This is a genomic window from Litchfieldia salsa (assembly GCF_900104555.1).
GTDB lineage: Bacteria > Bacillota > Bacilli > Bacillales > Bacillaceae_L > Litchfieldia > Litchfieldia salsa.
The window spans coordinates 257491-277748 of sequence record NZ_FNJU01000003.1; the positions used below are offsets into that span (position 1 = coordinate 257491).

Sequence of the window (20258 nt, forward strand, 5' to 3'; positions counted from 1 at the left end):
CTTTAACAGTGCAATACAATAATGATATAATGGTTCTCCACAGTGTGCAGGCTAGTCTTTAATAGCACTCTCGATCTGCGAGTGCTAACCTCTATTTTTAAATATCATATTTTGATGTGGATTGTCAACATTAAAGAGAATGATTCACATTAGAGATTAGCAAATCCTCCATGTGTCACCTTAATTAAGTCCAGTATCTCAATCTCTATTTGTATACCGATCATTCCACCACTAACAATAATAGTGTCTAATTCCTCGGCCTTGTTAGCGATATAAGTTGGAAGTGGTTTTTTCATCCCGATAGGAGAACAGCCTCCACGAATATAGCCAGTAACTTTTTGTATATCTTTTACTGGTATCATTTCTATTCGTTTTTCACCTACTGCCTTTGCAGCCTTCTTTAAGTCTAGTTCTACATCGACAGGAACAACAAATACAAAATAAGAGTTGCTGTTTCCTTGTGACACTAGAGTTTTATAAACCTCTGCAGGAGCTCGGCCGATTTTATTAGCAACCGAAAGTCCATCAATTTTGTCATCTTCAAAAGGGTATGTATGGATACTATATTTGATTTTTTCTTTGTCTAAGATGCGCATTGCGTTTGTTTTATTCTTTTTCATTTGTCATCCATCCTTAAGTCTTAAAGCCTAATTTATTCTCTTCTATTATAACAATGAATTAGAATTTCAAAAATCATTACGTATAAAAATCGAGTGTAATTTTCCTTACACTCGATCTCTATTTCAACAACTATTTATTTTGTAATTCATTCTCCACGATCATCAAATGTTGGTGGTTGTTCAAGCCATCCTCTATCTATTAGAATGTTAACTCCATCTTCAGCATATTTTACGATTTCAGCAATAAGTAGAGGATATTTCAAGGCTAAATCTCGTCTTTGAGATAAGGAAAATGCAGCCCCATAGTAGCCAGAAGCAGTTGATATTAATGTGACAATATGAAAGAGCATTAGCTTATCTGAAAAAGGGGAGATTTTAGAGCTTGTAACTTCATCACCATGCTTTTGAGGTGATGGTAAATTATTTTCAGACAACATTGATTCAAAAATACTATAATGCTTATCACATATTTTTTCTCCTCTTCGAATATACTCGCTTATTTCCTTTGATTTAGCTACTTGAGCGAATCCAATTTCTAGAACAATCTTTACTACATTTTTTTTCATATTAAAGAAAATACCACTTACCTCGATGGCATTCAGAGGTCTACGTTCTCCAAACCATCCTGTTAAAAAGCTTTGCTTTTGTACGAAATCAATTTCTGATGGTGGATTAATGTTTGGTGGCCTACTCTCGATCCCTTTCTTAATCAACACATCCATAATTCTTCTATAAAGTTCGGTCGTTTCGGAAATACACTGACTAAAATAATCAATCTGGTCACTTCGAATAGAGGTAGCTAATGCGCCAGCATACCCAGTTAGCCCATGAACCGTCATGATACGAATATAAATCAGCATAAAAGTATCAGTAAATATGGGGGGGGCGTCCAAATTGACATCATCTTTTGTAAAGCCAACTGGAATTGGATACTCGTCTTCTTTTAGAAATGTCTTTATCTTATTTACATGGGTTTTTGAGAGTTGATCTGCAAACTCAAGTATAGAGCGTATTTCATTGTCTTGGACGTGTTTTAAATAGTGACTTAATATACATAATGACATGCTATCATTTATATATTGGGACCATAGATTGCCTATTTCAGAAGAGGTTAATTTCACATTATGGCTCATTTCATTCATAAAAGTCCTCCAATACTTATAATTGCTCTATATAGTGTTTATTGAAGCTTGAGAAATTATTCCCTATTTATTTAGAGCAGCCAAAACCACTTCTATTATATAAAAAAAGATGTTACATTGGAGCGCTAGGCACCACTATGTAACATCCTCTAATAAACTTAATTAATAAGTGACTGAAGCGGAGCAGGTATACGTCCACCTCTTCTAATTAACTTATCTGAACTGAATGAGTTTACACCTAAGACAGGTGCACGTCCAAGAAGTCCTCCGAATTCAACCATATCTCCTTCAGATTTTCCTGGAACAGGAATGACGCGGACTGCTGTTGTTTTTTTGTTGATCATACCAATCGCTGCCTCATCCGCAATGATTGCCGACAATGTCGCAGCAGTAACGTCCCCAGAGAGAGCAATCATATCAAGACCTACTGAACAAACACATGTCATTGCCTCAAGTTTTGAAAGTGTAAGTGAATCATCAAGTATTCCTTTTATCATTCCGTTATCTTCACTAACTGGGATAAAAGCACCACTTAAACCACCAACATAAGAACTTGCCATAGCACCGCCTTTTTTAACTGCATCATTCATGAGTGCGAGTGCTGCAATCGTTCCATGTGTTCCAACACGTTCTAGTCCAATTTCCTCTAGGATTTCTGCAACACTATCGTTCATAGCATTTGTTGGTGCAAGTGATAAATCTAGAATACCAAAAGGGACATCTAATCGTTCTGCCACAACTCGTCCTATTAATTCACCTGCTCGGGTAATTTTAAAGGCCGTTTTTTTAATGATATCAGAGACCTCACCAAGGTCTGCTTCTGGTTGCCTTTTTAGTGCACTTAATACAACTCCTGGTCCACTTACCCCAACATTTAGAACAACCTCTCCCTCTCCAGAACCATGAAAAGCACCGGCCATAAAAGGATTGTCCTCAACCGGATTACAAAAAACAACAAGCTTTGCACAAGCAATTCCGTTTTGATTCTTCGTTCTTTCTGCAGCTTCTTTAATAATTTCCCCGACTTTTCGTACGGCGTCCATATTAATTCCAGCTCTCGTTGTACCGACAGAAATGGACGAGCACACTCTTTCTGTTACACTTAATGCCTCCGGTAAAGCATCAAGTAGGGTCTGTTCTCCTGTTGTAATTCCTTTATGTACAAGAGCTGAATACCCACCTATAAAATCAATACCAAGTTCAATTGCAGCCTTGTCTAATGTCTTAGCAAGTTCAACCGCTTGTTGAACGGATGCTTTACCTAGTATTTCTGCAACCGGAGTAATCGAAACTCTTTTATTTATGATTGGAATTCCATATTCTTTTTCAACATCTTCTGCTACTTCCTTTAATCGGCTAGCATAACGAATTATTTTGTCATAAACCATTTTGTTCATTTTTTCAAAATCTGAATCTGCACAATCAGACAAGCTAATCCCCATTGTAACCGTTCGTATATCTAGGTTTTCCATCTGAATCATGCGGACTGTTTCCATCATTTCATCTAATGCTACTTTCATTTTTGGTCCCTCCCCTTTTTATACTCGGTGCATTGCTTTGAAGATTTCATCAAGCTGCACATTAATTTTAAGTCCAAGTTCTTCACTAATGTCATCAAATTTAGCTTGTAAACCATCAAGATTTTCAATTGATGTGACATCAACAATCATCATCATTGTGAAGAAATCCTGTAAGATTGTTTGACTAATATCTAGGATATTGACTTGGTTGTCTGAAAGGATCGTCGTTACTTTCGCAATAATTCCAACTTGATCTTTACCAACAACACTTACAACTGCTCTTCTTTGTTTCATAAATCATCTCTCCTCTAATAATAGTTGTTAAAAAATTGTAATAAAAAAAGATTGGAGTATCATCCAATCTCGGGTAGGTAGTAGAATAACGTGCATACAAATAAAGTATTAGTTACTCTTCTGTCCTTTTGCCTGAGATTGTGAATCCTTCGGCTCCACATTGGATTGTGGTATCTCCAGAAGCAGCTCCTGTTATAGTTTGATCCATAACATTCATCGCATGTATTAAAAAAGATATAATAGTGATAGTAGCAATTTATTCCTTGTACGTCAAATGAAAAAAATGTGTCAATGAAAAAAAGAGCATCACTTTGATGCCCTTTGATCTCTTATAGTTCAGAAAGCTCTTTAACAAGCTCGTTAAACTTGTTTAGCGAATTTTCGATAGGATATGGTGTTGTTAAATCGACACCTGTCTTTTTCAACAGCTCTAGTGGATAATCCGAGCTACCACTTTTTAAGAATTCGATATATGATTCCAGGGTCTCTTGATCTCCTTCAAGAATTTTTGTCGCTAAATGGATGGCTGAAGCAAATCCTGTTGCATATTTGTACACATAGAATGGGCGGTAAAAGTGTGGAATACGGGACCATCCATATTTTACTTCTTCATCAAATACAACATCCTCCCCATTGTATTCTCTGAATAATGTTTCATATATCTCATTGAACACTTCTACATTTAGAGGCATCCCTTTTTCAGCCATCTCATGTGTTTTCATTTCAAATTCAGCAAACATAACTTGAGTGAAAAAAGTCCCTTTAAATTGATCAATGAAATGATTTAAGAGATGTTTGCGAATCTCTGTATTCTTTTCATTATTTAATAAATAGTTTATCAACAATACTTCGTTAACAGTTGACGCTACCTCAGCAACAAAGATGCTGTATCTTGCAGTGATCTGTGGTTGGTGTTGTGAGCTTAATTTGCTATGTGCCCCGTGACCACACTCATGAGCAAGGGTAAACAAGCTATCTAAATCATCCTGATGGTTTAACAAAATAAATGGATGAACGCCATATACCCCGAGGTTATAAGCACCAGATCTCTTGCCTGGAGTTTCACGAACATCTATATATCTTGCTTCTTTAAACTCTTTTAGTATGCTGACATATTCCTCCCCAAGAGGTGCTAATGCTTTGCACATTGTACCATAGGCTTCGTCATAAGAAATCTCCTGCTTTACTCCGCTAACAAGAGGGACATTTAAATCATATTGTCTCAACTCGTCTAGTTTTAGTTTTTCTTTACGAAGTCTTGTATATTTGTGCATGGATTCTATATTGTTTTTTGTTGTTGATATTAAGTTTTCGTATACTTCTTTTGGAACTCGGTCACCAAATAGTGCTTTTTCTAATGCAGAAGGATATTTTCGAATTTTAGCCATTGTTACATTATTTTTGATTGCTGCAGATAGTGTAGATGCAATCGAATTTTTCAACTGCACATAAGGTTGATAATATGCTTTATAGGCTTCTTTTCGTTTGTCACGATTTTCATCTTCAATTAATTTAGAATACATGCCTCTTGTAAGTTCAACACGTTCACCATTATCGTTTGTCACTTCGCCAAATTTGATGTCTGCATTGTTAATCATCCCGAATGTATGACCTGGAACAGAGAGAGCCTCACCTAGTTCTGATAGAACTTCTTCTTGCTCCTTACTTAGTACATGTGCTTTGTAACGGAATGACTCCAACAAGTCTTCTTTGAAATAATCTAATCCTTTTTCTGATTCAATATAGTGGTTTAATGTTGTTTCTTCAAGGCTCAGTAGAAATGGCATGAAGAAAGAGGTAGACGAGCTTACCTTTACACTTAAGTGTTTTGCACGATCGATTAATGACTGTGTCTTCGTTTCCCTTGTGTCTTCATCAACACTTAACATGGCATATGCATATAACTTGTTAAACACAAATGAGAGCTCCTCATTTAGCTTAAGAAATTGGTATAAGCTATGGCCATCATGAATCTCACCATCAAAAGCTTTAAGTTGCTGCGCTATTTGTTGAATATGTTGATAATCCTCATCCCATTTTTCTTGATCAGTATAAAGATCCGTTAGGTCCCATTTTTCATGTAGAGGAACTTCATTTCTTGTCTTGTATGTAGTCATCAAAACACTCCTTTATTTCCTTATAAAACCATCATACTAAATATATTCTTTCATTTCCTGTATTAGCCCTTATCATTGCCCATTTCTAACTTAGAATGAAGATTTTAGGCTATTTTATTCTTTGTTTCAATCAAATAGTGTAAAATAAAAACGGAAAGGATGTGGAAGTATGGCAGTGACACTACCTCATAAGGAAGATCTAAACCAAACAAATTATATAACTCCCGCTGGAGATTATGAAACATTTGTTGATGAAGACCACTATGCTGAAAAAGTAAGAGAATGGGGATTATCAACAACAAAGGAAGTTAAAACTCAATTTTGGTATAAAGACAAAACTCATCAACGTCTTGTAACGATAAAAGGCTATGAAGTTTACGGAGTATCGACTGAATTCAATACAGTGATTGTTGAGTTTCAGGATGGAAATTTGAGTTGTATTCACCCTGCTTATTTGAAGGAAATGCAGGCTGCAAGCTTTGGTAAAGCCCTTCTGTCAGAAACCTCAGAAGCACCTGTACCATCAGAAGAAAAAAAGGTGACGACAAAAGAATTAAAATCTCCTACTTCTGAACAGAAGGTTACAGCAAAGAAAGAGAAAAAAGCAACGAAAGAAAAAGCTCCTAAGCTTGAGTTGCCTGAAGATAAGGTTCATTTTACAGCTACGGTGAAACAATTTGCACTAAGTTGGAACCACTTTAATGAGGAGCATGACGAAGTAGTTGTTCTTGAAAACGTCGTGGTTGATCAAGAGGAACCACTGGAAGTTGGACTAGCTTGGTGTTCACACTCCAAAACATTGAAGAAGTATGAGCTTACACCTGGTGAAAAGCTTGAATTTGACGGAAAAATCGTTAAAAAGAAACTTCCAAAAGGAAAAGACGTTGAGGATGAATTCATTGTTGAAGACCCTGTACCATATAAAATTAATAATCCATCTAAAATACAGAAAAGCTAAAGAACGAATAATGCTCTTTAGCTTTTTTCTAATTTAAATAGTTATTGTTGCTACAACAGGTAAATGATCTGATGCTAATGGAATATCGTCGAACACCATTATCTCATGTATTTTAATACTTTTTGAAACAAAAATATAATCTAACCTTGTCCGTGGATTTGTGGAAGGAAATGTGTTTCCATTCCCTTTACCCTTCATATCCCAAACATCTGTGTATCTTTGAGTAATTCTTCTCCATTTAGATGACCTGTATTTCATATTCCAATCCCCGAGAATAATCGCAGGTTCATTAGCTTGATTAAAAATGAACTGACTTTGCTTTTTATGAAGAACAGGATGTAAGCTCAAATGACTTACAAAACATGATAGCATCTTTCCTTTTACATCTAGAGTGACATCAAGAATGGACCGTCCTTCAGTAAATTTGGATTTTAGGTTAAATGAATAAGTCTTATATGTACTTATCGGAAAACGAGAAAGCAACGCATTTCCATATTGAGAAACCATTTTCTTCTTTTTTCGATACTTAGTAATAGAAGGACAGAATACATAATAAAAATTAATCTCACTCGCCAGTATCTTAATTTGATCAAGGAACTGACTCCGAGCTGAAAAGTGACGATCCACTTCATTAAGACCAATAATATCAGCATTGCTTTTTGCAATCACTTCGGATATTCTCTTCAAATCAACCCTTTTATCTGTTCCTTTCCCATGATGAATATTAAATGTCATCACCTTGATATTCTGTTTGTTTTTATTCATTGTTCTCTCCTAAAATTCGAAGAATCCATTCCTTCAAATCAACCATTCGTTCATGTTTTAGTTGCTCATCTGTTCCAACAACAATCATTGGGAAAAACGTATCTTGCTTGTGGAGTGAACCATGGCTAGCGCCTCCAACATGTCTCGGTGAGCCTTCTCCGATGAATTCATATCCTGGCTTTGCATTTGCAACGATGTAAGTGCCTGAATGAGAATGAAAAGAGCTATACAAACGAGCCAAGCCATCAGGATAATCGTCGTACGAGATTTGGTTATCCTGACTAACGGAAAGATCTAATATACTCGTATTCCCTTCAATCGTCCAGGTTTGCTCATATTGGTCTGTATATGATCCACTAGGCTTGAATGAAAGTAATCCTTCGTGGTTCCCAGATACAACATGGATGAACTCTCCTGCTTTCCAAGCCAAATGATCGATTCGTTTATCATTTATTAATCGTTTCGTAATGTTTTCTATTGTTACTTGTTCATCTAACAGATAGATAAACGTCATTCGCTCATTTAATCCAAGGACAATCTGGTCATCTTTCTGAACAGGTTTGTTGATTTCGTGAATTTTAAAATCCTGAAGAAGTTCCCTTAGATCAATTAATGCTTCTTCTTTCTTACTGGAGATATCGGTTTGTCCACTGTCTCCCATGACAATCCAGACATTTTCTTGTATGGCTTCTTCCCAAGAATCATACATATTCAGAATTGATTGTAATTGACGATCTGCAGCTTCAATTCCTTTCGCTTCATTAGATCCATTCTTGTGTACTTCCTTATCGTTGTCTGATAGATACACTAAAGAAAAGGCCGGGAGACGATTATGTTGAATCAAATATCTAAGTTCTTGAGTAGCAAATTGGTCATTGAAACCGAACGCTTGCCAAAGCTGAAAATTCTTATTACTAGGATCGAGCAGGGATAATAGCCCATAAGAAAAGTAGGTTGGAGCCTGGACGGTTTCATTTTTATCGAATAAGCCAAATACATTTAAGAGTTTTGGAATATTTAATGGTTTCGTATGGTTCCCTCTATACACTAATGTATTAATAGAGGCAGATTCGCCAGTTACTTCTTCATGGATGGTCTTAACATCTTGACTTAAATGCTTTTGATTTAAATTGAATACACTCTCATGAAGAACTCTTTTGCCACCTAATTTCATAATCTCTTTTGCTGCGCTTCCATAGCTTACGAATTTTTGTTCTTTCGTATCATACCAAACAAGTGCAGGTACTTTATGTTGATCCGCATAAGTGCCTGTTAATAAGGTACTGTCAATTACAACCGACATTGTTGGATAGCTGGTCACCATATGCGGATAATAACGACCATTGTTTATTAAATATTTAAAAGCAGGGGCTTTTCCCTCATTAATCTTTGCCTGAAGTGCCTCATTCATCAAAGAATCTATGATGATCATAACAACTCGTTTAGATGGATTACTAACAGATTGTTCTAATTGGTGACTGGTAGTACCTTCATTTTTTATGGCAACCATATATAGAACAATTATAATAATAACGATGATGAGAAGAATAAGTAGAAATTTATACAAGCATTTTCAGCTCCTAGTTTTTACTTAGGCATTATTATTCTTTTTTAATTTCCACTAACATTTGATATTTATCCTCTTTTTATTGAAGTTGCTTCTTCACATAAAATTCAATGGTAGGGTTTTATGATAGGCAGATAAAATAGGAGTGTACATTTTGTACACTCCTATTTCTTGTTAAACCGTATTTAGTTATGCTGTCCCAAACGAGAGTCCTTTGTCTTGCAACATCTTCCGGTATGCGATACTTAATCGGTCACATTTAAGATGTAATTCTGCTTGAAGATCTAGCGGTAATAACTCTGGTTTTTGATTTTCGACTATGACTTTGTCTTGTTCAATTAATAAATCCTGAAAGTCTATGAAGATTTTGTCTGGATCATTTAGTGCATAATTCCGTTCCATCATCATAAATGCATTGCTTTGTTGTTCATTTACTGGCAATACAATTAAATACAAATCAAAGTAATCATCAGATCCTATAATTTTCTTTGTAAAGGAACAACAAAGTGGATTAAACACTTTATATGTATATAAGGAGTTTACACCATGACCTCTTCCGTCTGGATCTGGCTGGTACACTTCTATTTCATCAGTGACAAGTGTCCCATTAACTTGATGAACCTGATAATCGCTAATTTCTGAGTATTCACTGTCACCTAATAGTCCCTCATGGACATACATTAGGTGAGAGACATCTAAAAAGTTCTCTATTAATCTTGGACCTGCAGCATTAATCTCATAAGGTCCCATGATTACTGTAGAATAGCTAGGATCATCGAATGTTCCATCACCGATGGTAGGGTTGGTAAGGTTAGGTTCTCCTATACAAACCCAAATGAATCCGAACTCTTCAGCACAAGAATAAGTAACCGTTTTTGCTTTGGAAGGAATTGCTCTTTCTTTTGGCATTGATGGAATGCGTGTACAGGTTCCACAAGAGTTGTAAGTCCACCCATGATATGGGCAGACGATTTGATCTTCAACAATTTTCCCTAAAGAAAGGGGTACTCCTCGATGGATACACAAATCTTTAAAGGCATGCACACCTTTTGATGTTCTGAATACAACTAACTTTTCACCTAGAACCTCGACAGATCTGGGAACCTCGGTCAAATCCCTCGATAATAGGACGGGATGCCATTGGTGTAATAATACATGGTCTTGAATTAGCATGGGTAGCGTCATCCTTTCCTATTATTGTGGAATTGTTCCTTTTACTCCTTTAACAAACCAGCTCATACTAAGGATATCCTCATCTTCCATTTTCTTTCCTTCTTCAACTTTCAAAGCACCTTCTTGGTCATAGATTGGGCCAGAGAATACATGAAAACTACCTGCAATAATTTCTTGTTTCTTAGCTTCTACTGCATCTTGAACCTCTTGTGGTACATTTTTACCAAATGGTGCAAGCTCTGTCATTTCTTCTTTAAAACCATGAAAGACAGCCTGTGTTTCCCAAGTGCCATCAATCACGCTTTGAACGATATCCACATAATAAGGGCCCCAGTTCAATACAGGATTGGTAACATAGGTTTCAGGGGCAAAGCGGTTCATATCAGAGTCATTTCCCATACCCCAAACTCCACGTTCAGCAGCCGCTTGGATTCCCGCAGGAGAATCTTGATAGTTTGCTAGTACATCTACACCTTCATCTAACAAACTGATTGCCGCTTGTCTTTCTGTTGCAGGATCAAACCAAGTGTTACTCCAAATAACAGATACTTCAACATCAGGATTTACACTTTGCGCACCTAAGGTGAAGGCATTGATTGTATAAATAACTTCAGGGATTGGAAAGGCCCCAACATATCCAATTTTATTGTTTTCTGATAACATTCCAGCTGCTATACCAGCTAAATATCCAGGTTCATATCCTCTACTCTGATAAGTACCCATATTTTCTGCTGTTTTATATCCAGTCGCATGCATGAAAACAACATCCGGATACTTCTGTGCAACATTAAAGGTGGGATCCATATATCCAAAGCTTGTAGTGAAAATAATATCATGATCTTGAGCAAGCTCTTCAATGACACGCTCTGCATCAGGACCTTCAGGCACGTTCTCCACTGTTGTGGATTCTATACCAAATGATTCATCTACCATTTTTCTAGCTTGGTCATGCTCATATGTCCAGCCTCCATCTCCTGGAACACCAATATATACAAATGCAACCTTTGGTAATTCTGTTGACTCTTCCTTACCAGCAGTATCTTTTGTTTCTCCACTAGTATTCTCTGATTCTTCTTTTGCAGGTTCAGTTGGTTCTGATGTTGCTTGAGAACATGCAGTTAATGCTAAAAAAATAAGTAAAAATAATGAGCCAAATAGTTTCTTCTTCATTTTATTTCCCCCTTATTTATCTGTTAAGATTATACAAAATACTTCATTTTCACCTCCTTAAATACAATAGATATTGTTTAATATCGTTGTTCACGAAAATAAGGAACTCCTAGAGCTTTTGGCTCTATTGGCGGTTTATTTCGATTTTTCCAACCAACAAACATTAATACTAGAATCGTTGCAACATAGGGAAGCATTTTAAGAAAGTAAGAAGGGATGCCGATATTAAGCAACTGAATCCTGAATCCTAGTGCATCTAGACCACCAAAGAAGTACGCACAGAACAGCGCATATAGTGGATTCCACCGTGCAAAAATAATTAGTGCAATCGCAATCCAACCTCTCCCTGCTGTCATTCCTTCAATCCAGTTTGGTGAATAAATCATGATTAAGTAAAAGCCTGATAATCCCATTAACATTGAACCTAAAATGACATGAAAGTAACGGAAGCCAATAACTGATATCCCCATTACATCAGAAGTGGATGGGCTATCTCCGACTGCTTTCAAATGTAGTCCCCAAGATGTTTTATACATGTATAGATATAAAACGAACGCTATCACTATACAAAGCCAACTAAAGATATCCAAATTCGAAAATACTCTACCGATGAAAGGAATGGGCTCAATCCACGATAGGTTAACCTTGGGAATAGAAACTGGTAAAGCAACCCCTGCTACTGATTTGCCAAGATATGCACTAAGACCTGTACCAAATAAAGTGATGGCTAAGCCGCTGACTATTTGATTCGCTCTTAAGGTAATACAAACATATGAATGGATGAGCCCGAGACCAGCACTTGCTAATAAGGCAATAATCAACGTAAACAATAAATTCTCTGTTTGTAAAAAAATAATACAGGACATCACAGCACCCATTAGCATAATGCCTTCTGTCCCTAAATTAATAACCCCGGCTTTTTCACTAATAATTCCACCTAATACAGCAAAAAGTAGAGGTGTTCCTGAAGATATAGCTGCTGAGACTAGTAAGATCATTAAATCCATCTATTATCCCCCTTCCCTGTTAACAAGTAGCCAATTAGGCTTCCTCACTAACACGTTTTATTCGATATTTACTAATCATTTCACCCCCTATTAAACATAATAGAATGGCTCCTTGTAGCATAAGTGAAATAGAAGATGGTAATCCGATGGTCTGGACACTATATCCCCCAACAATTAATCCACCTATAAAAACAGAAGTGAAAATCATTGCCCAAGGATTAAGCTTTGCAAGCCATGCAACAATAATTGCGGTGTAACCATAACCAGGTGAAATCCCGTACATGAGTCGATGTGCAACACCAGAGACTTCAATTGCACCAGCTAATCCAGCAAGACCTCCACTAATCATCATCACTAGAAGGATATGTTTGTTTACTTTTATGCCTGAATAAATGGCAGCAGTGGGGTTTGCCCCAAGGATTCTGAGTTCGTAGCCCCATTTCGTTTTTGAAAGTAAAAAAGCAAATACTAGGACTGCAACTAAGGCATAAATTAATCCGTGGTTAAGTCTTGTATTACCTATCGTTGCAAGCATTTGAAAAGGTGAAAAGAGGGGTGTTCCAGGAAAATTAAATCCCTGTGGATCTCTCCATGGTTCAAAAACGAAGTAATCTAATAGTAAAAGTGCAACATAATTCAACATGAGAGAGGTTATCAATTCATTTACTTGAAAGTATGTCCGAGGTATCGCAGTAAATAAGCCCCAAACAGCTCCAGAGACAACTCCAACCAGCATCATAATCGGAATAAAAAGAGCTCCCGGTAAATTTGGTAGATAAATAGTTACTGCAGTTGCTCCAATTGCGCCAAGTAAAAATTGACCTTCCGCTCCAATATTCCAAATAGAAATACGATATGCAATTGCTACACCAAGACCACAAAGTAAAAGTGGAGTAGCTTTCACTAAGGTTTCACTAATTCCAAAGGCTGAGCCAAACGCTCCTTGTACCATTTTTAAATACACTGTTAGTGGATTCAAGCCGTTTAGTCCAATAAAAATCGCACATATGATTAGTGCTATTACAACCGAAACGGTAGATACCATAAAGCTACTCGATCTTTTGTGTGGATCATATTCAAATCGATAAGGAAAGAACCCTTTTTTACTAGAGCCTCTCTTTATCCTTAAAGGTGTTTGTTCCACCGATGTCCTTTGAGTCATAAAACGGCTCCTTCCTTCTCAGTTAATCCAGCCATTAATTGCCCAATGTAGTCTTTATCTGCTTCCTCTCGAGTTACGACTCCATTAATTCTTCCATTGAATAGAACAAGGATTTTATCAGACAATTTCATGATTTCATCCAAGTCTTCTGAGATTAAGAGAATTCCACTTCCAGAATTACGCAAGGTTACTACCATTTGATGTACAGCTTCTGTGGCTCCAACATCTAATCCCTGTGTGGGATGTACAGCAATCATTAATTTGGGATTTTGCTCAACTTCTCTCGCAAACAAAAGTTTTTGTTGATTTCCTCCAGATAGTTGCCTTACAGGACTTTGTAAGTCATTTGTTCGTACATCAAATAATTCAATTAGCTTTTTTGCCCATTCTTGATTTGATTTCTTATTCAATAACCCAAATTTTGATCGTTTATTCGTTCGGTATGTCTTGATGAGTAAGTTATCAACAATCCCAAGACTTCCTGCAAGACCGCTTTTCATACGATCTTCTGGAATGTGAGAAATCCCTTTATCAATTAACTCTTGAACAGTTGGTGATGATAAGAACTCTTGATTATATATAACGCTCCCACTGTTCCAAGGAATAAGACCGGTTAACACTTCGGCTAGTTCCTTCTGTCCATTTCCTGCCACCCCCGCTACCCCGACAATTTCATGCTCGTGAATATCGAAATCAATGTTATTTAATGCATTCATCCCATGGTTAGAGCGAACAAAAAGGTTGTTTACTTCAAGAATTGGTTTTCCTATATTTTTATGTGACATAACCTCATTCCCATTTGTTAACTCACGACCAACCATTAACTTAGCTATTTCGTGTACAGTGGTATCTTCTCGTTTTAAATGGGCAATCATCTCCCCTTTTCTCATTACTGAGATATGATCTGCAACAGACATAACTTCCTTTAATTTGTGAGTAGTGATAATCATCGTTTTCCCATTTCGCTTAAGTTCCTTCATGGTTTTAAACAGTTGGACTGCTTCACCAGGAGTTAGAACAGATGTAGGTTCATCGAAGATGATAATATCTGCACCGCGATATAAGGTTTTAACAATTTCAACTCTCTGTTGTTCACCAACTGATAGCTGCCAAATGGGAACAGTAGTTGGAAATCGAAGTCCGTACCGTTCTGCAATTTCTTCTATTTCCTCTTTCTTTTTCTTCATCCAAGAAGAACCTCGCCATCTATTATTTTTTTCACCTAATATTATGTTTTCGATGGCTGTGAGTGTTTGTACAAGTCTGAAATTTTGATGAACCATCCCAATTCCTAATTCCGTCGCTTCTTTTGGTGAACGAAATCGACAAATGTTCCCATGAATCCTAATAACACCAGAATCTGCTTTGTAAATTCCAGAAAGCATACTCATAATGGTACTTTTCCCTGCTCCATTTTCACCTAACAAAGCGTGTATTTCCCCTTTTTTAACATAAAAATTCACATGATTACTGGCAAGTACTTCTCCGAACTTTTTTACAATATCTTCCACTTCAATTGCATAATGTGGTTGTGACACGAGTGTTTCACCTCTCTCAACGAATAAATCATAAGGTTATGAATTTTCTAAATTATATACCAACTGTCATATGCGGTCCATAAACATGTTAGATAAGCTAACATAATATTATCAAATACAGTTTTAGAAAGGAGTAGCGATATCAGCAGAATTAAATATTTTTTCATAAAAAAAGCTAAAAGCAAAAGCTGCTTTTAGCATGTTGGAAATATATAAAGTACTTGTTTCTTATTTAACAATACCGACTAATAATGTCTCCTAATTTCTTTTTAAGCTGTGGGATGTCATTCTTCGTAACCGTAAAGTTTACAAATGATTCATCCATGTCTAGTGCTTCAGCAAATAAGCTTCCTAGCCCTCTTGCACGTCGGTCAATTTGCATATGGACATCTACCTGATCTTCCGTTTGAGTCAAGAATATAAATTCTATTTCATCTAATTTACCGCGAAACGGACCTGTTGTCGGAATAAGCTCAAATTCTTGAATAAAAGGGAACTGAGTCCTAAAACGATACGGAGCTTCTTCACATTCTACCTTTCGTAAGCTAAACCCCAAGTCATATGCTTCATTTATAATTGCAGAGACAATCGGTGTTGGCGAAACATGGATAAAATCCTTATCTGAAGGATCGATAGCGTTTTTGATATCTAGGCCAGTTTGAATCCATACTTTTGATTGCCCCAAACTAATTGGTGTATTAATAGGTAGGGTAATGGAAAATGGGAATTCCTTCAATTCACTCGGTCCTATTGTGAAAGAATCTACAACTTTAACTTTATCAATCGTGCCTTGTTTTTTTACTTTATTATCATTCGATTCCTTAATATAAGTAGTTGCGATTGTTAGATATATTTCATCAATTCTCTGTTCTGTTGCTCCACCTTTAATTTCAATTATTCCTTTAACCATTTCACCTGGAATAAATTTATCTTGGAAAAGTTTCGTATCTACTTTTGCTGCACCAATCCCAATACTTGCTAATGCTTTATTAAAAAACGACGACATCTAATTTTCCTCCATTCGAATTTAAACACAATGACCACATTTATTTGTACGTTTATAATGAAAATAAGTTTCAAAAACCTCAAAAATTGGGTGAGCTATGTAGATTCATGATTAGGAACAACATGTATTTTTTATATAACAACTATAAGTAACACTCTTACAACTTTTTTTTGTTTTAGTTGCAAGTGATACTATTTCTTCAACAGTATCAAATGTTCTCTCTTGATTGGTAATAACTGCAATTGATATAGACACTAAAGGGATTTTCTCCTTTATTCCAGAACGATTTTCTGAAGTTACATAACCTTGTGAGTGGTGCTTATCCGAGTAAAACTTTTTTATTTTTTGGTCAAATTCGTTAATTACCGTTCTACAGATAGGATCATAATCATGATGATACAAGATGGCAACAAAATCGTCTCCTCCAATATGCCCTAGAAAGTCTATAGAACTATTAATATACTTTTTTAACAAAGAGGCTGTTTCTTGGAGTACATGATCACCTTTCGAGAAGCCATAAACATCGTTATAAGTTTTGAAATTATCTAAATCAATATACAAAAGAGTGTACGCTTCTCGTACTAACACTTGGTTTAATTTTTCGTAAATAATTTGGTTTCCTGGTAATTCAGTAAGTGGGTTCATATAGGTAGCCATTTTTGATTGGATAGTAGCTAATGTGATCATTAATGTTCGTATGCTGACTACACCATAGTATTGTTCGTCCTTCGTTACAATTACATAGTCATACAAATGTTCTTCTTCTCTATTCATTGCTTTCTCACTAACACTCAAAATCGGTGTAAAATAATCTACCGAAAGAATTTCTTTTTTCATTAAAAGTCCTACCGATCGGCCAATATATAGATTATATCCGTATAATGTTCCTAACTGTTGATAAAAGCCAGTTTTTGTTACAATTGCAATTGGTATCTTTTTTTCAGTCACAACAATCCCTTGTATTTTAGAAAGCTCAGTAAATAGTTGATTGATTATTTGATTACTAGTTGTCGCCTGTACTTCGGGAACAACTTCTGATATTTCTCCAATAAGAAGGTTCATGGTCGGCTCCTTAGTATCTTTTATTTAGATATTTACAAACTCTGGAAAATTCTAAAAGAAGGATTGACTTGGCCTCCCTAGAGAATAACCTTGTCCTAAATGAACTTGTTTATCTTTCAAATAATTTAAATCCTCAATCTTCTCTATTCCCTCTGCAAGGACTTGTGTATTTGATTCCCTTGCAAATTCTACAAGCAAACAGATCATCTTTTGCTGTGCCTGATTACTGGATATATTGTGAATGAGTGACCGGTCAAACTTAATAAACTCAGGTTTTAGATGTACTAAAGTTTTTAAACTATTGTATCCACTACCAGCATCATCAATGGCAATCCTAAATCCTTGGTCACGATAATTGGACAGAATTCTCTCAAACATCTTAAAGTCTGTTACAGCTTTTTTTTCTGTTAATTCAAAAACCACTTGTTTTGGTGATATTTCATAGTATTCTAATAATTCCAATGTTTCACCACTTTTATAGTTAGAATCTACTAAAACTTGAGGATGTATATTAACAAATAGTAAATGATCCTTTTGTTGAGGGGATTTTTTGACCTCACTGTGGAATTGTTTAAAGGATAAATTCCTGCTAAATAATTCAAATTGAAATACTTGATTCGTTTGCCCAATGTAGTCATAAAAATTCTCGGTTGTTGGAAATGCATTAGATGATGTTGGACGGTTTAAAGCCTCATATCCTATTATATTGTTAGTCTCTAAATTAAAAATGGGTTGAAAAAATGTAGTAAGAGATCTATTTCTCATTATTTTTTTTAGTTCTATAAATTTTGTAAAGTCATTAGTATGAGACATCTTTTTTTCTTGAGCATGATTTAAGTATGAAAAGAGGTCGAAAATACTTAAATTTGATAGGAATGAAGTATATGAAGTATTTTGCATTATTAAGTCCCTTCTTGTCTTTTTATGTAGAATGTTACTTTTTTTTCATTATATTCCTTAACTGTAAATTGAGTGTTAATTTTATGTAAAACTATCTCTCTCCATCCAATTTTACCGAAATATTATCTTAGATTAACAAGCTATTAATATGAAAAATGTATCATTTAAGGCAAACAATTCATTTTAGGAGTGATTAAATGAGTCCTTTTGCTAGACCAATAATAAGTAGTCCTGTTATTTCAAAGCTATGGTTAAAGTACCCGCGCACTTGGAAATATATTCTTAATATAGGTCTCTTAATGAAGTATAAAACGATCAAATTAGAAGAATTGCCTACTTATATTAGGTTACGATCTTCTTTTAATTTACATATTGATCCTAACGAAAATAGGGGTCGTGCATTGCTGATTAGTAATGGTATTACTCAAAAACATGTCGTAAAGTTCTGGGAAGAATCAGTTAAAGCATTTTCTCCCACTACGGTGTTGGATATTGGGGTTAACTATGGAGAATGTTTATTTTCAGTGGAGTACCCGTCTAAAGCAAAAATATATGGGATTGAGGCTAATAAGCAACTACTATCGTTTATAAATAAATCGAAATCTACTCATCCTAATCAAAAACAAATAAAAATTATAAATGCTTTTGCTTCGAACAAAGAGCAGAAAACTCAGGCTTTTTACGTTGATAAAAACTGGTCAGGCACTTCTTCTGGGAAAGAGATTTATTCAGGAATGGTAGAAAAGCATTTAGTTAAAACGATAACGGTGGATTCTTTGTTAAAAGAAGAAAAATTATTTAAAGAAAGAATTCTATTTAAAATTGATGTTGAGGGGTATGAACCGTTTGTACTTGAAGGAATGAAGAGTGTTATTAAAAAGAGTGCAGAAGTTCTAGGTATTATTGAATTTGATAGTACATATATCAAAAGATCTGGGACAAATATAGATTTATTTTTGAAGAAGTTATCAGTTAACTTTAAGATTTACATGTTTGATAACTTTGGAGAACTACATTTAATCGCAGATCCCACGATGACTAGCCTTCAAGACATGTTCAAATCAAGAGAAATTCATACAGACCTTATACTCGTAAAGTCAGAAAGCATTGCCTACTTCTTAAGTTGAACCTTCTGTTATCATATATAATATAAAACTTATAAGAAGGGTCAATAAAGAAAAAAATACAGCAATACTCGAAAAGGCGAGAACATATGTATTAATCTCTGCTAGTTTTACGATGAATTGATGACTGTTAAAACCGAATATACCGGAAATGATGTTAATCATAAAAAGTAGGAAGAAGATGTTTATGAGGCCTCTTACAGAACCTTTGATATCCTCTTTACTTAGTGCTGTATGAGACGAAACACAAATAACAATCACTAAAAACATCAAAAATAGAGGATTAGTAAGGTTTTTTATTGTAAATATAGTTTTGCAAAGAGTAATAACAGATCCTATAGCTATTTTTAAGAAATCTACTCCAAACGTTTCAAAGGAAGCGTGTTGTTTTATATAAATTGTAACTACTTGATAGGATTCTGGTATTAATAAGTACATGAAAAATATTAAAGAACCAATTCCACTAAATATTGGCCCGATTCCAATAAAAAAGTTCCCTATTTGCTAATAAATGCTATTTTTGTTGTATTGATGTTCAACATAACCAAGCACACCGTTTGGATGACCAAATTGCAATAATTTCACTCTTGTAACACGATGACCCCATATGAAACATTGAATTAGATGTCCAATTTCATGAATAGGTGTCCCAATCCAGGCAGTTAAATACAATCCTCTTGGACCAAATGCCTTAATCAAGTAGCGATTAGAATACCTTTCAATCACACCAATCACCATTCCAACAGCAACGAGTATACCAACAAGATAGATCAATTCAAAAAAGCTAAGTAGTAAAGTATTTAGAAATGCTGTAAATAAGCTCATGATGAAACAGTAATCCCCTTTGTTAAAAAAAGTTGAATAAACCTATACTAACATGCTCACCATAGGAAACGATTGTTAAACATAGACTAACCGTAGCTTGTCCTTAATCCAACAACTAGGATAAGCAAAATAAGCGGAGATACTCCGGATAGATGCAGAATGCGATTCGTTTTGATGTGAATAACGGGAGATTTTCCGTTTATCCAATACAAAATCTCCCGTTTTTGATTTTTTCGAATCAATAGGCGAAGTTTCTCCGTTTATTCAAGCTTATTTAACATGCCTTACTGTATTAAGCGGAATTTTTA

Annotated in this window: 18 protein-coding genes and 1 riboswitch; of the genes, 2 read left to right on the forward strand and 16 right to left on the reverse strand. The window is 35.4% G+C overall.

What is annotated here, in order from left to right:
• Nucleotides 1-149: 149 nt before the first annotated feature.
• From ybaK to pepF, 5 genes are all read right to left on the reverse strand, one after another.
• The gene (gene ybaK / locus BLQ56_RS08260; protein ID WP_090852150.1) at nt 150-620 is read right to left on the reverse strand and encodes a Cys-tRNA(Pro) deacylase; all 471 of its coding nucleotides are present in this window, start codon (nt 618-620) and stop codon (nt 150-152) included.
• 146 nt (nt 621-766) lie between these two features.
• The gene (locus tag BLQ56_RS08265; RefSeq protein ID WP_090852153.1) at nt 767-1762 is read right to left on the reverse strand and encodes a DUF3231 family protein; all 996 of its coding nucleotides are present in this window, start codon (nt 1760-1762) and stop codon (nt 767-769) included.
• A 158-nt stretch (nt 1763-1920) separates the two neighbouring features.
• The gene (locus BLQ56_RS08270) at nt 1921-3282 is read right to left on the reverse strand and encodes a PFL family protein (protein ID WP_090852156.1); all 1362 of its coding nucleotides are present in this window, start codon (nt 3280-3282) and stop codon (nt 1921-1923) included.
• 18 nt (nt 3283-3300) lie between these two features.
• On the reverse strand, nt 3301-3576 hold the full coding sequence (locus tag BLQ56_RS08275) for an ACT domain-containing protein (RefSeq protein ID WP_090852162.1): 276 nt from the start codon (nt 3574-3576) through the stop codon (nt 3301-3303).
• 110 nt (nt 3577-3686) lie between these two features.
• A riboswitch (glycine riboswitch) is annotated at nt 3687-3766 on the reverse strand.
• A 139-nt stretch (nt 3767-3905) separates the two neighbouring features.
• A complete protein-coding gene (pepF, locus tag BLQ56_RS08280) occupies nt 3906-5693 on the reverse strand; it encodes an oligoendopeptidase F (RefSeq protein WP_090852164.1) in 1788 nt (595 codons plus the stop codon).
• Between the two features lie 169 nt (nt 5694-5862).
• Here pepF and BLQ56_RS08285 point away from each other — a divergent pair, with 169 nt between their 5' ends.
• Nucleotides 5863-6651 (forward strand): hypothetical protein, encoded by a 789-nt coding sequence (locus tag BLQ56_RS08285; protein ID WP_090852167.1) that lies wholly within the window; start codon nt 5863-5865, stop codon nt 6649-6651.
• Nucleotides 6652-6684: 33 nt separating this feature from the next.
• Here BLQ56_RS08285 and BLQ56_RS08290 read toward each other — a convergent pair whose 3' ends face one another.
• The 10 genes from BLQ56_RS08290 to BLQ56_RS08335 form a co-directional block, all read right to left on the reverse strand.
• Complete coding sequence (locus BLQ56_RS08290) at nt 6685-7416, reverse strand: endonuclease/exonuclease/phosphatase family protein (protein WP_090852169.1); 732 nt, start codon at nt 7414-7416, stop codon at nt 6685-6687.
• Complete coding sequence (locus tag BLQ56_RS08295) at nt 7409-8983, reverse strand: alkaline phosphatase family protein (protein WP_238457219.1); 1575 nt, start codon at nt 8981-8983, stop codon at nt 7409-7411. Before BLQ56_RS08295 ends, BLQ56_RS08290 begins: the two co-directional genes overlap by 8 nt.
• Nucleotides 8984-9172: 189 nt before the next feature.
• A complete protein-coding gene (locus BLQ56_RS08300; RefSeq protein WP_175490235.1) occupies nt 9173-10156 on the reverse strand; it encodes an aromatic ring-hydroxylating oxygenase subunit alpha in 984 nt (327 codons plus the stop codon).
• A gap of 21 nt (nt 10157-10177) precedes the next feature.
• Nucleotides 10178-11326: a BMP family ABC transporter substrate-binding protein gene (locus tag BLQ56_RS08305; RefSeq protein ID WP_090852172.1), complete on the reverse strand. Its 1149-nt coding sequence runs from the start codon at nt 11324-11326 to the stop codon at nt 10178-10180.
• A 77-nt stretch (nt 11327-11403) separates the two neighbouring features.
• A complete protein-coding gene (locus BLQ56_RS08310; RefSeq protein ID WP_090852174.1) occupies nt 11404-12333 on the reverse strand; it encodes an ABC transporter permease in 930 nt (309 codons plus the stop codon).
• Between the two features lie 34 nt (nt 12334-12367).
• The gene (locus BLQ56_RS08315; RefSeq protein WP_090852177.1) at nt 12368-13495 is read right to left on the reverse strand and encodes an ABC transporter permease; all 1128 of its coding nucleotides are present in this window, start codon (nt 13493-13495) and stop codon (nt 12368-12370) included.
• A complete protein-coding gene (locus tag BLQ56_RS08320) occupies nt 13492-15033 on the reverse strand; it encodes an ABC transporter ATP-binding protein (RefSeq protein WP_090852180.1) in 1542 nt (513 codons plus the stop codon). The genes BLQ56_RS08315 and BLQ56_RS08320 overlap by 4 nt, the downstream gene beginning before the upstream one ends.
• Before the next feature lie 232 nt (nt 15034-15265).
• A complete protein-coding gene (locus BLQ56_RS08325) occupies nt 15266-16039 on the reverse strand; it encodes a sporulation protein (RefSeq protein ID WP_090852183.1) in 774 nt (257 codons plus the stop codon).
• A 111-nt stretch (nt 16040-16150) separates the two neighbouring features.
• Nucleotides 16151-17101 (reverse strand): GGDEF domain-containing protein, encoded by a 951-nt coding sequence (locus BLQ56_RS08330; RefSeq protein ID WP_090852186.1) that lies wholly within the window; start codon nt 17099-17101, stop codon nt 16151-16153.
• Between the two features lie 51 nt (nt 17102-17152).
• The gene (locus tag BLQ56_RS08335; protein ID WP_090852189.1) at nt 17153-18001 is read right to left on the reverse strand and encodes an EAL domain-containing protein; all 849 of its coding nucleotides are present in this window, start codon (nt 17999-18001) and stop codon (nt 17153-17155) included.
• 197 nt (nt 18002-18198) lie between these two features.
• Between BLQ56_RS08335 and BLQ56_RS08340 the strand changes: the two genes are divergently transcribed.
• Nucleotides 18199-19128 (forward strand): FkbM family methyltransferase, encoded by a 930-nt coding sequence (locus BLQ56_RS08340; RefSeq protein ID WP_090852191.1) that lies wholly within the window; start codon nt 18199-18201, stop codon nt 19126-19128.
• Nucleotides 19129-19629: 501 nt separating this feature from the next.
• On the opposite strand, the gene BLQ56_RS08350 is transcribed toward BLQ56_RS08340, so the two are convergent.
• Entirely contained in the window at nt 19630-19950 is a 321-nt protein-coding gene (locus BLQ56_RS08350) for a hypothetical protein (RefSeq protein ID WP_090852197.1), read from the reverse strand.
• Between the last annotated feature and the right edge of the window lie 308 nt (nt 19951-20258).